Source organism: Megasphaera paucivorans (assembly GCF_900103535.1).
Taxonomy (GTDB): domain Bacteria; phylum Bacillota; class Negativicutes; order Veillonellales; family Megasphaeraceae; genus Megasphaera_A; species Megasphaera_A paucivorans.
The window spans coordinates 21,045-35,479 of record NZ_FNHQ01000026.1 but is presented as its reverse complement, the minus strand read 5'-3'; the positions used below and the strand labels follow the sequence as shown (position 1 = coordinate 35,479).

Annotated in this window: 12 protein-coding genes; 2 read left to right on the top strand and 10 right to left on the bottom strand. The window is 42.6% G+C overall.

All coding sequences use genetic code 11. The features are described from left to right. Positions 1-507 (top strand): integrase core domain-containing protein (locus tag BLR11_RS10710; protein WP_143006430.1); only part of this gene is annotated, 507 nt, incomplete at its 5' end. Positions 508-540: 33 nt separating this feature from the next. Here BLR11_RS10710 and BLR11_RS10705 read toward each other — a convergent pair. The 7 genes from BLR11_RS10705 to BLR11_RS10675 are packed head-to-tail and all read right to left on the bottom strand — an operon-like array spanning position 541 to position 8,033. Next, positions 541-1,683, bottom strand: a complete 1,143-nt coding sequence (locus BLR11_RS10705) for an amidohydrolase (protein WP_091651842.1) — start codon at positions 1,681-1,683, stop codon at positions 541-543. Positions 1,684-1,702: 19 nt separating this feature from the next. Then, positions 1,703-2,638 carry a S66 peptidase family protein gene (locus BLR11_RS10700; protein ID WP_245675142.1) on the bottom strand — a complete coding sequence of 312 codons (936 nt, stop codon included), beginning with the start codon at positions 2,636-2,638 and terminating at the stop codon, positions 1,703-1,705. Positions 2,639-2,649: 11 nt separating this feature from the next. Then, positions 2,650-4,233 (bottom strand): peptide ABC transporter substrate-binding protein, encoded by a 1,584-nt coding sequence (locus BLR11_RS10695; protein WP_091651838.1) that lies wholly within the window; start codon positions 4,231-4,233, stop codon positions 2,650-2,652. Beyond that, complete coding sequence (locus BLR11_RS10690) at positions 4,230-5,201, bottom strand: ABC transporter ATP-binding protein (RefSeq protein ID WP_091651835.1); 972 nt, start codon at positions 5,199-5,201, stop codon at positions 4,230-4,232. The genes BLR11_RS10695 and BLR11_RS10690 overlap by 4 nt, the downstream gene beginning before the upstream one ends. Continuing rightward, positions 5,188-6,186: an ABC transporter ATP-binding protein gene (locus BLR11_RS10685; protein ID WP_091651832.1), complete on the bottom strand. Its 999-nt coding sequence runs from the start codon at positions 6,184-6,186 to the stop codon at positions 5,188-5,190. The genes BLR11_RS10690 and BLR11_RS10685 overlap by 14 nt, the downstream gene beginning before the upstream one ends. Further along, the gene (locus BLR11_RS10680; protein WP_091651830.1) at positions 6,183-7,097 is read right to left on the bottom strand and encodes an ABC transporter permease; all 915 of its coding nucleotides are present in this window, start codon (positions 7,095-7,097) and stop codon (positions 6,183-6,185) included. Before BLR11_RS10680 ends, BLR11_RS10685 begins: the two co-directional genes overlap by 4 nt. Positions 7,098-7,100: 3 nt before the next feature. After that, positions 7,101-8,033: an ABC transporter permease gene (locus BLR11_RS10675; RefSeq protein ID WP_091651827.1), complete on the bottom strand. Its 933-nt coding sequence runs from the start codon at positions 8,031-8,033 to the stop codon at positions 7,101-7,103. A gap of 209 nt (positions 8,034-8,242) precedes the next feature. Here BLR11_RS10675 and BLR11_RS10670 point away from each other — a divergent pair, with 209 nt between their 5' ends. Next, positions 8,243-9,436 (top strand): MFS transporter, encoded by a 1,194-nt coding sequence (locus tag BLR11_RS10670; protein WP_091651825.1) that lies wholly within the window; start codon positions 8,243-8,245, stop codon positions 9,434-9,436. A 101-nt stretch (positions 9,437-9,537) separates the two neighbouring features. Here the strand turns inward: BLR11_RS10670 and BLR11_RS10665 are convergent, their stop codons facing one another. From BLR11_RS10665 to tatA, 3 genes are all read right to left on the bottom strand, one after another. Beyond that, complete coding sequence (locus tag BLR11_RS10665) at positions 9,538-12,969, bottom strand: pyruvate carboxylase (protein ID WP_091651822.1); 3,432 nt, start codon at positions 12,967-12,969, stop codon at positions 9,538-9,540. A gap of 429 nt (positions 12,970-13,398) precedes the next feature. Further along, complete coding sequence (gene tatC, locus BLR11_RS10660) at positions 13,399-14,136, bottom strand: twin-arginine translocase subunit TatC (RefSeq protein WP_091651819.1); 738 nt, start codon at positions 14,134-14,136, stop codon at positions 13,399-13,401. Between the two features lie 10 nt (positions 14,137-14,146). Continuing rightward, positions 14,147-14,377: a twin-arginine translocase TatA/TatE family subunit gene (gene tatA, locus BLR11_RS10655; RefSeq protein ID WP_091651816.1), complete on the bottom strand. Its 231-nt coding sequence runs from the start codon at positions 14,375-14,377 to the stop codon at positions 14,147-14,149. Positions 14,378-14,435: the final 58 nt, after the last annotated feature.

Below are 14,435 nucleotides of genomic sequence, written 5' to 3'. Positions count from 1 at the left end.
GTAGTTCCTTCTGCTTGCATCGTGGGGCAGGCACATGCGCTGGGTGAAAGAATGTACCAATACACGGCTATCGATGAATGTACGCGCGTTCGGTATTTGGAAGCATTCCAAGAACAGAGCACCTATTCTTCCACGATATTTCTCCAACACTTGGTACGAAGATTCTCGTTTCCCATTTGTAAAATCCAAACCGACAATGGCTTTGAATTCACCAACCGATTTGGTCGAAGTAAGACAGCGGAACTCACGCTGTTTGAACGACAATTGGTAGCCTATCACATTATCCATCAAAAAATACGTCCGTATACGCCGCGGCATAACGGAAAGGTAGAGCGCTCTCATCGAAAAGACAACGAGTACTTCTATGCGGAGCATCGTTTTTATTCTTTTGCAGATTTCAAAAAACAGTTAGCAGTACGTAGTAGAGAATACAATAATTTTCCTATGCGTCCTCTGGCTTGGAAATCTCCTAACGAAGTCCTTCGTTCTTTTCTTGCTACTGTGTAACATATGTTTGACAAACCTACATATGACTATATGCTATTGTTGGAATTCTGGTTCAAATAATACATCAACAGCAACCATTGCCATGGCTTTAGCGCCTGTAAGAGCCTGCATCTTACCATATACACTGCCGGCGGCACTGGCAAATCCCAGTGTATGAGCTGCTATGTCTTCTCCGATTTCAATTTCCGGCTGACAGACCCGGGTATCATAGCTTACATTTCCCACATCTGTAGAACCTGACGCATATGTATCGTCTTTCACCGCAAATTTTTCATGCAAAAGATTGAAATTTTCCGCAAAATATACATCCATTCGCGGATCATTGATCATATCTTTACACAACGGTTCATAATGAACCATTTCCAACGCCGTGCCGTGCTCTTCTGCCGTTTGTTTTGCTAATTCACGAATCTGCGGCAGCATCGTATGCTCCAGATATTCTGTTTTGAGTGCACGAATCGTTGCTTTTAATACACCCCGGTGCGGAATAATATTAGGTACAAGGCCGCCTTCCGTAATAATAGCGCCTATGATATGAGGTTCCGTAAAGGTCGTATCCAGTTTCTTCAATCGGCTATAAAAATCCACCAGCGCATCTAATGCATTAATTCCATGATAGTCCGGATCGGCAACATGGGCACTTTTCCCTGTAAAGGTAAATTGCAGCGGATGGGTAGCATACGAGGTACCGCCAATGGCAGTTTCACTGGAAGGATGTATAATAACGGCGGCATCCAGCATATCAAAAACATGCTGTTCGCTCATATATACTTTGCTGCCTGCCGTTTCTTCCGCTGGACAGCCATACACATGAATCGTCGCGTTTTCTTCTGCTGCAGCAGCAAACGCAATCGCCGCACCAACACTCATTGCAGCAATCAAATTATGACCACAGGCATGTCCCATTTCCGGCAGCGCATCATATTCAGCGAGAAATCCCATTTGAAAAGGTCCGTTTCCGATGACCGCATGAAAAGCAGTCGGAAATTTTTCAGGAACCAGCGGAGTTACGCTAAAACCTGCCGTTGTCAAAACATGGCGTAAATAGTCTGCAGCCATTCTTTCTTCTGTGCCTACTTCCGGATGACTATGCAAATATTCAGCAATGCCGTAAATTACAGGCTGTATTTTTTCTACCTTATGTTGAATTATGTCCTTCATTGTTTTTTTATCCATGGTATCACCCCCATCTTACTTATTCTATAATAAACCGTGCTTTTCCATTATTCTCAATTTGTATAAATGCGTTAACACCCAGCGGCAGCCAGCCGTTTTGTCTTCCATGCCCCACCGGAAGTCCCATAAGTGCCGGTTTATTCCATCGTTCTGCATACTGTGCAATAATCTGCTGCACCGTAAATTCAAAGGGAGCTTCGCTCCGAGGTCCGCATCTCGTAAATTCACCAAAAATAATTCCTCGAATACGATTTATGAGTCCAGATTGTTCCATTTGCCGCAGCATTCTGTCGATAGCATAGGCATCCTCTCCTATTTCTTCCAGAAAAAGTAATTCTCCTGTTCCTTGCAGCTCATACGGAGTGCCGATCATCGCCGTTAACACAGAAATATTGCCGCCGCATATGGTTCCCTGAACAAAACCTGGAACAAGTCCCCGCAGCGCAGTTCGCGGCGGCAATAAAAAGGGTCCCTGCCGAACCGGCTGAATGAGTCCAGCAGCAAATTGCCGCAGCGTATATTGTGTTGCAGTTTTGCGGCCCAGCGTCAGTGCCATCGGTCCATGAATCGTAGCCATATGACATCGTTCATGAAGTGCAGTATGCAACGCTGTAATATCGCTGAATCCAATAAATAATTTGGGATGCGCTGCTATACTATCATAATCAAGTAAATCTAAAAGACGCGTTGCCCCATAGCCGCCGCGTAAACAAATAACCGCATCAATATGAGAATCTTTAAACGCAGCATTGATGTCCGCTGCCCGCATGTCATCCCGACCAGCTAAATATCCCCAGTCGGAAGTCACGGTTTTTCCCAGTACCACATGGTATCCTAAGGTTTCAAGAAAAATCCGGCTTTTCTGCAGCTCTTCACCGGCCAACGGAGCGGATGGAGCAACAATAGCAATAGTATCGCCAGGTGCAAGCCCTTGTCCCATTATATATGTATTCATATCATTTCACCCTATTCTATATATGCTTTCTTAAAATCGACCAAGCCCAGCTGCAGCCAATGATAGCCTTTCACATAAGGCTGCGCTGCATAGGGCTGTGTCGTATAATATATGGGGATAATAACACAATCATCAAAAAGGATTTGTTCGGCTCGATGCAAGTCGGTCATACGCACCGCCGGATCATTTGTTTCCTTAGCTTGGCGGATCAATTCATTATATGTTTTATTATGATATTGCGCATCATTTTCCTCATCGGAGAATACCTCCATAAAACTCATCGGATCGATATAATCTGCTATCCAGCTGGCCCGAGCTATTTGATAGTCTCCTTTACTGCGCGTTGCCATGAACACCTTTGATTCCTGATTCATTAAAGATACTTGTACGCCTAATGCATTCTTCCACATAGCCTGTAAACTTTCTGCCACTGCCTTATGCATTTCATTCGTATTAAAAAGAATCGTTACTTCCGGCAACGGATGATTGGTATCATAGCCGGCCTGCTTCAAAAGTTTTCGTGCCTGTACCGCATCCTCCGTCATCAAATTTCCGCCTTCTTCACGGAAATCTTTTCCTGTAACCGGATTTTTTAATCCCGGCGGAACCCATGCATAGGCCGCCTGTTTTTGTCCGCGGATAATATGCCGGACGAGTGCCTCCCGCTGTACCGATAAGGCAAATGCCTTACGGACGCGCACATCATCAAAAGGAGGTTTCGTCACATTAAATACATAATAGTAAATTCCCAAATAAGGCGCCACTTTATATAATCCGGCTTCCTCCAACCGGGTTTGATCTGCAGGCGGCGGCTCCACTGTCATATTAGCTTGATTACTCTCTACCAACGTAAGTCGAGTAGCCTGTGAATCACTGATGGGAAATTCCATATGAGATAGGCGTACATGCTTTGCATCCCAATAGTTTTCATTTTTTTCAAAATCTATTTCACTGGAATGAATCCACTTGGTGATTTTAAATGGTCCGCTGCAGATCATTCCTTTCGCATCCGCTGCCCATGTTTGCGGATGCGCCTCCACCAGTTTTTGTGGTACAGCATAATAACAATGTACCGCTGTCAGATTAAGAAAATAAGCAGTAGGATAGGCCAATCGTACTTGCAGCGTATGTTCATCCAGTGCTTTTACCCCAACTTCATCAGCCGCCGCTTTCCTATTAAAATACGCCTCCGCATTCTTAATAGGAAACATCATATACGCATTTTCTGATGCTGTATCAGGATCAACGACCCGTTTCCATGAATATTCAAAATCCTGTGCAGTAATGGGTGTACCGTCACTCCATTTTATACCTTTGCGAAGATGAAACGTATATATGGTTCCATCTGCTGAAATATCCCAGCTTTCTGCCAATGCCGGCTGCGGATCATCCTGTTCATCAAGACGCGTCAATCCTTCAAATAATTGCAGTTCCGTGTTATTTTCCGGCAAGGTAGTCGTCATTGCCGGATCAAGGCTTGAAGGTTCTGCTTCCAACACATATTTTACAGTGTCCGGCTTAGTTACTGTCGAACATCCTGCACTAAAGAGAACGAGTCCGCTCAACATAACGGCAAGTACATAGTGCCACTTCATACGACATCGCCTCCTCGTACATGATGACAAGCTGCAAACCGTCCCGGCTGCACTTCACGCCATACCGGAGATTCATGCCGGCACAACTCGCTTGCATACGGGCAGCGTGGATGAAATACACAGCCTGACGGCAACGAAAGCGGACTGGGAACTTCTCCGCCTGCCGGCACGGCAGGTGCTGCATGGGGATCCGGTTTAGGAATCGCTGCTATTAAAGATTGCGTATAGGGATGCAGCGGATCGTGATACACCGTACTTCCTGGTCCTAATTCAACCAATTTTCCTAAATACATGACTCCGATCCGATGGCTTACATGGTGCACCATAGATAAATCATGGGCAATAAAAAGATAGGCCAAGCCAAACCGCTGCTGTAAATCTTTGAGCATGTTAACAATCTGTACTTGAACAGAAACATCCAGAGCCGATATGGGTTCATCACAAAATATACATTCAGGATTTAGTGCCAGCGCCCGGGCAATTCCTATCCGCTGGCGCTGGCCGCCGCTGAATTCATGAGGATAACGCTGGGCTGCCTCGGAATTAAGATCTACCTGTTCCAGCAATTCAAATACTCGTTTCTTCAGATCTTGGTTATTGGCACACATATGATAATTGCGTAAAGGTTCACTGATACTGTCGGCCACTGTCATCCGCGGATCCAACGATGCATAGGGGTCTTGAAATATCATTTGCACATGACGTTTAAAATCAGCATGAACACCATTCTGATCAATATTCCTTCCTTTATATAAGACAGTTCCGTGGGTTTTCTCATATAATCCCAAAATCGTACGGGCAAATGTTGATTTTCCACAACCCGACTCTCCAACGAGTCCCACTGTCTCCCCCGCCTCAATAGCCAACGAAACATCATGCACTGCCGTTAAAATCTTTTTAGGCCGTCCCAGCCAATCACTTTCAACGACAAATTTCTTTGTCAAATGCTGAATATCAAGTAATTTCATTATACTTCCCCCGTTCCGGACATAAAAGCCAACAGGCAGCCTGATGACCCTTTCCTAAATCATAACAGGGAGGCGCTTGTTTCATGCAGATCTGCATGGTATGTCTGCAGCGAGGATAAAATCGGCATCCCTCAGGCAAATGGAACAAATCCGGTGCTTGCCCGGAAATCCCCTGCAGCGGTTTATCTTTATGTTCCGGATCCGGTAATGAAGCAAGCAGACCGTTTGTATAAGGATGAGCCGGTTTATCGAAAATATCCTCCACCATGCCGCTTTCTACAACACAACCTGCATACATGACATATACGCGACGGCACATTTGTGCAATAACTCCCAGATTATGAGAAATAAGCACGATAGCCATTCCCAGCTTTTGCTGCAACGAACGAAGGAGGTATAAAACCTGGGCTTCTGTCGTCACATCCAGCGCAGTCGTCGGTTCATCGGCAAACAGCAGCCGAGGAGAACAAGCCAGCGCCATTGCAATAAGACTGCGCTGCCGCATGCCGCCCGACAATTCATGAGGATATTGATGCAATCGTTTTTCCGGAGCGGTAATTCCTACGGCACGCAATAATTTCTCCGCTTCATATAGGGCTTGCTGCTGTGATATTCTCCGATGCAAAACCAGCCCTTCACAAATTTGATCACCAATCGTAAGTACCGGATTCAGTGCCGTCATGGGATCCTGAAAAACCATCGACATGTCTTGACCGCGCAATGCATTCATTTCCTGTTCCGTAAACGATACTATATTTGTTCCCTCCCACATGATTTTACAATCGGGTGAATATATGGCCGTTTCCTTTGGCAGCAACTTCATGACTGCATGCGCTGTTACAGATTTTCCGCATCCAGATTCTCCGACAATGCCAATGGTTTCCCCTTTATTCACAACAATAGAAACATGGTGGATGGCTTCCAAAACACCACGGTATGTACGAAAGGAAATAGAAAGATTTTGAATATCCAATAATGTATTCATCTGTTTCCCTCCCTTTGATTTTGCGGGTCTAAGGCATCACGAAGCCCATCCCCCAAAAACATAAATCCCAGCATCGTAATACACAAAGCGGCTGCCGGAAAGATAAGCTGGAAGGGAAATGACCGCATGCTGTTGATGCCTTCTGAGGTAAGAACTCCCCAGCTGGCCATCGGTGCCGAAACACCCAGACCGATAAAGCTCAAAAACGCTTCTGTAAAAATCGCTTCGGGAATGGATAACGTCAGGGTAACAATAATCGGCCCCATGCAATTGGGAATCATATGGCGCGTCAATATATGCCAAGTTGATGTTCCGTACGATCGAGCCGCCATTACATAATCCTGTTTTTTCAAACTTAGTATTTGACCTCGGACAATCCGGGCCATATTCAGCCAATATGCAATCCCCAAGGCAATATAAATATTGAGCAGACCGGGTTTAAATACGACCATGAGTAAAATAACGTATAATAACATCGGAATGGAATATAAGATATCAACGATATGCATCATGATTCGGTCCACTCTGCCGCCGACGAGACCGGCAATTCCGCCGTAGATAACGCCGATAAACAGATTGATCAAACTAGCCGCCAGGCCAATTGAAAGAGAGATGCGAGCTCCATATAAGACCCGCACCAAAAGGTCCCGCCCCAATGAATCCGTGCCAAACCAGTGAAGAGGACTGGGATATGCATTGGCCATAGCAAAATCTTGATCATCATAAGTGTACGAAGTAACCAGCGGACCAAAGATCGCAATACTAGTCATAATGACCACAATGCCTAATCCCAAAAGAGCCAGCTTGTTCTGTTTCATTTGCCGCCATCCTCTGCTTCGAAGCGTTTGCGGCGGTATCCTAATCGGGACAATACATTTCGGATCTACCGGTTCAAAATCACGAGTATCCATATCTTATTCCCCCTTCCGTTTCTGCAACGTAATCCGAGGATCCACCAAGGGGTATATACCATCGATAACTAAGTTCATCATGATAATCAAAAAACTGTAAAATATAGTAATTCCCAAAATCATTGTATAATCACGGTTGTAAATACTAGTAACAAAATGACGTCCCAATCCAGGAATCGCAAATATAGATTCTACAATAAAACTTCCCGTCAGGAGTGCCGCCGCTAACGGTCCTATATAACTAACCACAGGAAGCAGCGCATTGCGCAAAGCATGATGAATCAAAAGCGACCGGGTACCCACCCCACGAGCACGTGCCGTTTTAATATAATCTTGTGCCAGTGCATCAAGAATGCTGGACCGTGTCAATCGCATAATAAAAGAAGCCGGCTGCGCTGCCAGTGCCAATGCCGGCAGCACAACATATGACGGGCCGTGCCACATAGCCGCCGGCAATATAGGCCATGTAAAGGCAAATAATTGAATAAGAATGGCCGCAATAATAAAACTGGGAACAGAAACTCCCAAGGTAGCACAAACCATCATGCTGTAGTCGACCCAGCTGTTTTTACGCCAAGCCGCTGCCATACCGGCACAAACGCCTACTCCCAGGGCTAAGAACAAGCTAATCAGGCCCAATTCAGCAGATACGGGAAACGTTTCTGCAATAATATCATTCACCGTTTTCCCCGGATATTTGTAAGAAGGTCCTAAATCCAAAGCAGCCGCATGTTTCATATAATCCCAGTATTGGGTCGCCAGAGAATCATTCAAATGATAGCGTTCCTCCACTGCTGCGACAACAACCGGCGGTAATTTCTTTTCCTGCGTAAACGGACCGCCCGGAATTGCGTGCATCAGTCCAAAGGTAATAGTAATAATAACCCAAAGAACAACGCAGGCACCTGCCATCCGTTTCATTAAATATAAAATCATAGACGTTTCCTGTCCCCTCATAAAATATAAAACAGCATATACACATGATTTATTATATAGTTGCTGCTCTTTTTTTTCAATTTAATTGACACAAAATAGTATATTTAAAATAATAAAGCTTGAAAACTGCCGCATTCTGTTCCATAATAGTCTTTATATCAAAATGATTAATGATTATTGAATTTAATATTTATAGAAAGCGTGATTAAATGAATTGGAAAGTTGTATTGGCTATATTATCCTGCAATATAGTATTTATGTCGGCAAGTTATACTATGCTTATTCCTTTTTTACCCATGTATCTAATACGGGAGCTGGGAGTCGATCCTGCTTCCGTCAATATCTGGTCGGGCGTTGTTTTTTCTGCTACTTTTGCAGTAAGTGCAGTCATGGCCCCTATTTGGGGCCGCCTGTCTGATAAAAAAGGGAAAAAACTCATGGCCATACGTGCCAGTTTACTATTATCCATCAGTTATTTTCTTGGCGGTATTGTCACAACGCCGATGCAGCTTGTATTTATGCGTATGTTTCAAGGCTTTGCAGCCGGTTTATGGCCGATGGAATTAGCTATCATGACACTCTATGCGCCGCGTCAAAAAATGGGTATATGTTTAGGCATAATGCAGGGCGTCATGACAGCCGGCGGAATTATTGGACCTTTATTCGGAGGCATATTAGCCGAATTATTTGGTATGCGCATGTCTTTCTATTTAGCTTCTGCTGCTTTATTCCTAAATTGTCTGGTCTTTATATTCGTCATTAAAGAACCTCCTGAAGAGGATGTATCTGCGAAACCTATAAAAAACAAATCCGCAGAAAACGCCCAGGGATTGTTAAAAATCCCGTTACTGCGAAATATGCTAATTTATGCAGCCTTTGTCCAAATGGTTATTTTGATTCTGCAGCCTATCCTTACTACCTATATATCCAGCATGGCACAGCATATTGATAAACTTGTCCTAGTTTCCGGCCTGGTTTTTTCTCTAAGCGGTTTCGCCAGTGCGATTTCTGCTCCTCTATGGGGACGTTTCGGTCAACATAACGGTTTTTTCACCTCTTTTTCCTGGGCACTGATTACCGCCGGTATCTGTATGATATTCCAAGCCTTACCAAATAATCTTTATCTATTTGCAGCCAGTCAATTTGTCGTCGGTCTCTTTTTTGCCGGAATCAATCCCTCTATCAATGCAATTTTAGCAGAAAATACGGATTCTCATACAAGAGGACGAATTTTTGGACTTATGTTTTCCGCTCAGCAAATAGGCGCGATGGTCGGACCTATTTTGGGTGGTATAATCGCCACCTTCATCGGCATTAAATTTGTTTTTATCGTTTCCGGTGTTATCTTGATTGCTATCAGCCTTATATCGAGAAAGCATCGCCGCGAGTATGTTCAAATATAAAACATATGTAGTTACACACTCATATGTTACAGGATATACCAAGACAAAAACGCTGTCAGGATTTTCATCCTTGACAGCGTTTTGTACTGTATATTACCCTACTATTCATTTACTTCCAAAAGGCAATCACCGCTCAAAATCGGCAATCCTTTTGTCGCATAAATTTCACCAACGGTACCACTGATAGGAGAAGTTATCGTCGTTTCCATCTTCATTGCTTCTGTAACAACCAAGGGTTCTCCTTTTTTGACTGCTTGTCCTTTAACTACCAGTACCTTTACTACGGAACCGGACAAGGTCGCTCCAATATCTCCCAATTTATCCGGATCTGCTTTTTTACGAGATACGGTCTTCATGTCAACATTTTTATCCATAACTTGGATTTCACGTTCTGCACCATTGAACATAAAGGTAATCGTCCGCATGCCGCTTTCATCAGGGTCACTGATATTAATCAATTTGATGACCAGGTCTTTCCCCTTTTCGATTTCAACCCGTATTTCTTCATTCTTGTTCATGCCGAAGAAGAAGGTAGGTGTATCCAGAACACTGACATCTCCATATTTTTTAATAATTTCATTGTAATCCTTGAACACCTTTGGATATTGGCAATATGCATTAATCGCTTCGTCATCATGCAAATATCCCGCATCCTGCAACTGTTTGCGTACTACTTCAAAATCTACAGGTACCAAACTTTTCCCAGGGCGTTCTTTTAACGGTTCTCTTCCCTTTAAGATGATTTTCTGCAATTCTTTTGGGAAACCTTGATACGGTATGCCGATCCGTCCTTCAAAGAATTCCACTACTGATTGCGGGAAATCGAGAATATCTCCCTTTTCAAAAATATCATCTTCCGTCAAATTATTTTGAATCATAAATAACGTCATATCACCGACAACTTTAGATGAAGGAGTTACTTTAATGATATCACCAAACAACATATTAACACGATGATACATCTTCTTTATATCATTCCATTTAGCACCCAGCCCTACTGCTTTTGCCTGCTGACGCAGATTCGAAAATTGTCCGCCCGGCATTTCATGCATATATACTTCTGTATTTGGATAGGGATCCGCTTTATCTACCCCTTTATAATAGGGACGAACCGTAGCCCAATACCGCGACATTTCTTCCATCGCTTCGATATCCAAATCAGGCTGGCGGTCGTTGCCGCTCAATGCATAATACAGACTGTTCATGCTCGGCTGACTGGTACCGTTGGCAAAGGAAGAATAAGCAACATCGACAATATCAACCCCCGCATCAATAGCACGAGCCAGTGAATATACCGCATTACCTGCACCTTCATGCGTATGGAGATGAATCGGAAGATCTATTGCATCCTTCAATGCCGAAACGAGACAATATGCCGCTTCCGGTTTCAGCAGACCTGCCATATCTTTGATAGCAATAATATTAGCACCTGCTTTTTGCAGTTCTTTCGCCATGGTCACATAATAATCTAAATTGTACTTCGGACGAGCCGGGTTAAGAATATCTCCTGTATAACATAAAGCAACTTCAGCAATTTTTCCGGTTTCACGAACAGCCTGAATCGCACCTGCCATATTATCAAGGCTGTTTAAACTATCAAAAATACGGAAAACATCAATACCGTTCTTCGCAGATAATTCCACAAACTGTTTTACCACATTATCCGGATAACTTGTATACCCAACAGCATTCGCCCCACGAATCAACATTTGAAGCAGGATGTTAGGTGCTTTTTCTCTCATCTGGCGAAGCCGTTCCCAAGGATCTTCGTAAAGGAACCGATATGCAACATCAAAGGTAGCACCGCCCCAGCATTCATAGGAGAAGAAGTTCGGCAGTTTTTTTGAAGAAGTTTCCAATACCCGCAGCATGTCAATCGTCCGCACACGCGTAGCAAAAAGAGACTGATGCGCATCTCGCATCGTCGTATCCGTAAACAAAACTTTTTTCTGATCCATAATCCATTTCGAGAATTTTTCAGCTCCCATGGAATCAAAAATCTGCTTTGTCCCCTGCGGATATTCATGCTTCGCTTTCGCCGGCATTTCCAACGCTTCAAACTGCGGTTTGACCTGCGGACCGCCGGCATAGCCGTTGATGGTGGTCTCTCCTATATATTTCAAAAGTTTTGTCCCACGGTCATGAATGACAGGAAGATTGAATAATTCCGGATGTCCATCAATGAAGTTTACATTGTATTCTCCCGTAACAAAAAGAGGATTACTCAATACATTGATAAGAAATCCGATATTGGTTTTCACCCCACGAATACGGAATTCTTTCAGCGTCCTAATCATTTTCTGCACAGCAATGGCATGACTCAATCCCCAGGTTGTTGCTTTTACAAGCAGCGAATCATAATATGGAGTTATAACCGCTCCCGTATATGCATTGCCGCTGTCCAAACGGACGCCGAAACCGCCGCCGCTGCGATATACCATGAGTTTTCCGGAATCAGGCATAAAGTTATTCATCGGATCTTCTGTCGTGATACGGCATTGAATGGCATTCCCACGGCATTGGACAGATTCTTGTCCGCGAATACCGATTTCATCGCTGTCCAGCGCATACCCTTCGGCTATTTTAATCTGTGTCTGAACCACATCGATACCTGTAATCATTTCTGTTATCGTATGTTCAACCTGCACACGCGGATTTACTTCAATAAAGTAAAAATTATTATCCGGTGTTACCAAAAATTCTACCGTACCGGCATTGACATATTTTACATTATTCATAATCTGCAAAGCAGCATTGCATAATCCCTGCCGTACCGATGCCGGCAATGAAAATGCCGGTGCAATTTCAACAACCTTCTGATGTCGACGCTGGATAGAACAATCTCGTTCAAAAAGATGAACAATATTGCCATATTCGTCACCGATAATCTGTACTTCTACATGTTTTGGATTAACAAGACATTTTTCCAAATATATTTGATCACTGCCAAAAGCTAATTTTGCTTCTGATTTAGCTCTATCGTATGCATCTCTCAATTCAGACAGTTTGGCAACCATACGCATGCCGCGTCCGCCGCCGCCATTAACAGCCTTGAGCATAATAGGAAAGCCATAGTCATTGGCAAACTGTTCAACTTGAGAATAATCCGTAACGGGACCATCACTGCCGGGAATATATTGAATTCCAGCCTTTTTAGCTTGAATACGTGCATTAATCTTATCCCCGAACATAACCAAATGTTCAACCTTCGGGCCAATAAAAATAATACCTTCTTCATTACACCGTTTTGCTAAGTCGGCATTTTCCGACAAAAAGCCATAGCCGGGATGAATGGCATCCACTTCATGTTCATGGGCAATTCTAATAATATCTTCGATGTCTAAATACGCATCGACCGGTTTTTTGCCTTCGCCTACCAAATAAGATTCATCGGCACGGAACCGGTGAAGCGACAGCGAATCTTCTTTCGAATAAATAGCAATCGTACGAATCCCCAGTTCATTACATGCCCGAAAAACACGAATTGCTATTTCCCCTCGATTTGCAACTAAAACCGAACGAATTTTTTTCATTCAAAGTCCCTCCACTTCATTTTCACATAATGAAAATTGGACAAGAAATTCCTGTCATATTTTTTCATTATGGAATTAATTATACCAAAATATAGTAACTTTACAAGTAAGATTATTACTTGCGTTGCATTAATACTGTATACAATTTGTATTTACACAAAGAATAGTTATACATCATTAAAAGGCAAAATCCGTCGCTAGTTATAGTTTTCCAAATATACGGATACTTTCTTAATTTATTTTGGTAATTTTTATATATTTTTTCCATTACAAATTATTTCATGTAAAATATTAAAATTGTTAATTTTAGTTAAAAATAATAATGAAAAAAATACATAATTATTTATACATTGTATTCATGTATTTTTGCGAAAAAAAACAAACAGGGATTCTTCGTTCCATAAATCTCTGTTTGGATAAACATGATTTCTATTTTTTTAAAATATACCGTATCAAAATAACACTAATTTCATATAAAAGCACCATAGGTACCGCAATCATTGTTTGAGAAAATACGTCCGGTGTCGGAGAAATAATTGCGGCAAAAACAAAAGAAAGAAGAATACATATTTTTCTTTTGCGCCGTAAAAAAGCGGAATTAACAAATCCCATTTTAGCTAAAATAACCAAGCATAGCGGCATTTCAAACACAATACCGAAGGGAAATACAAAGGAGATAACGAAAGACAAATAAGAGCCCAAAGAAAACATAGGCTGCAAGCTATCTGTAGCAAATCCCAAAAAAAAGCGCACGCCTGCCGGAAGAACAAACATATAGGAAAACACAATTCCCGCATAAAACAACAAAACAAAGGCTGGTGTTAAAAACAATGCCAATCGGCGTTCCGACTGGGTAAAAGCCGGTACAACAAATTCCCAAAGCTGATATACCAAAACAGGAAGTGAAATAAGGAACCCGGCAAAAACAGAAATTTTCAAATACGTAAAAAACACCTCCGCCGGATTCATAAAATAAAGCATTCCCACAGGCCTGGAAATTATTTTTATCAATTCTTCCGCATATATATAGCTGACAGAACTAGCAATAAACAATGCAGCAATACAAATGATAATCCGTCGGCGAAATTCCTGTAAATGACTGACAAGAGACATCGTTTCTTCCCCATCCTGCAAAACTTCTTGATTTTCTTCGGGGGATTGACTCATGCTATCTACCTCACTGCTTATCTTTAGATATAGTTTCTGATGATGTTTCTTTTTGTTCTACCACTTTTTCTACATCAATAGTTTGCTTTTTTACATCTTCCGTCACTTCACTGGACGCCTTGCGAAATTCCTGCAAGCTTTTTCCCAATGCTTTACTTACTTCAGGCAGTTTTCCCGGGCCAAATACAATTAATGCAATGACTAAAATTAATATCAATTCACTCATGCCAATATTGAACATCGTAATTCCTCCATTCTTTATACTGCATACCAGTCATGCAGTCTGCAATCATCCTATT

Excerpts from the sequence above, each read along its gene's own strand:
- tatC (WP_091651819.1), bottom strand. The coding sequence starts at position 14,136 with ATGAGTCAATCCCCCGAAGAAAATCAAGAAGTTTTGCAGGATGGGGAA.
- BLR11_RS10670 (WP_091651825.1), top strand. The coding sequence starts at position 8,243 with ATGAATTGGAAAGTTGTATTGGCTATATTATCCTGCAATATAGTATTT.
- BLR11_RS10680 (WP_091651830.1), bottom strand. The coding sequence starts at position 7,097 with ATGGATACTCGTGATTTTGAACCGGTAGATCCGAAATGTATTGTCCCG.
- BLR11_RS10675 (WP_091651827.1), bottom strand. The coding sequence starts at position 8,033 with ATGATTTTATATTTAATGAAACGGATGGCAGGTGCCTGCGTTGTTCTT.
- BLR11_RS10665 (WP_091651822.1), bottom strand. The coding sequence starts at position 12,969 with ATGAAAAAAATTCGTTCGGTTTTAGTTGCAAATCGAGGGGAAATAGCA.
- BLR11_RS10690 (WP_091651835.1), bottom strand. The coding sequence starts at position 5,201 with ATGAAATTACTTGATATTCAGCATTTGACAAAGAAATTTGTCGTTGAA.
- BLR11_RS10695 (WP_091651838.1), bottom strand. The coding sequence starts at position 4,233 with ATGAAGTGGCACTATGTACTTGCCGTTATGTTGAGCGGACTCGTTCTC.
- tatA (WP_091651816.1), bottom strand. The coding sequence starts at position 14,377 with ATGTTCAATATTGGCATGAGTGAATTGATATTAATTTTAGTCATTGCA.
- BLR11_RS10700 (WP_245675142.1), bottom strand. The coding sequence starts at position 2,638 with ATGAATACATATATAATGGGACAAGGGCTTGCACCTGGCGATACTATT.
- BLR11_RS10685 (WP_091651832.1), bottom strand. The coding sequence starts at position 6,186 with ATGAATACATTATTGGATATTCAAAATCTTTCTATTTCCTTTCGTACA.
- BLR11_RS10705 (WP_091651842.1), bottom strand. The coding sequence starts at position 1,683 with ATGGATAAAAAAACAATGAAGGACATAATTCAACATAAGGTAGAAAAA.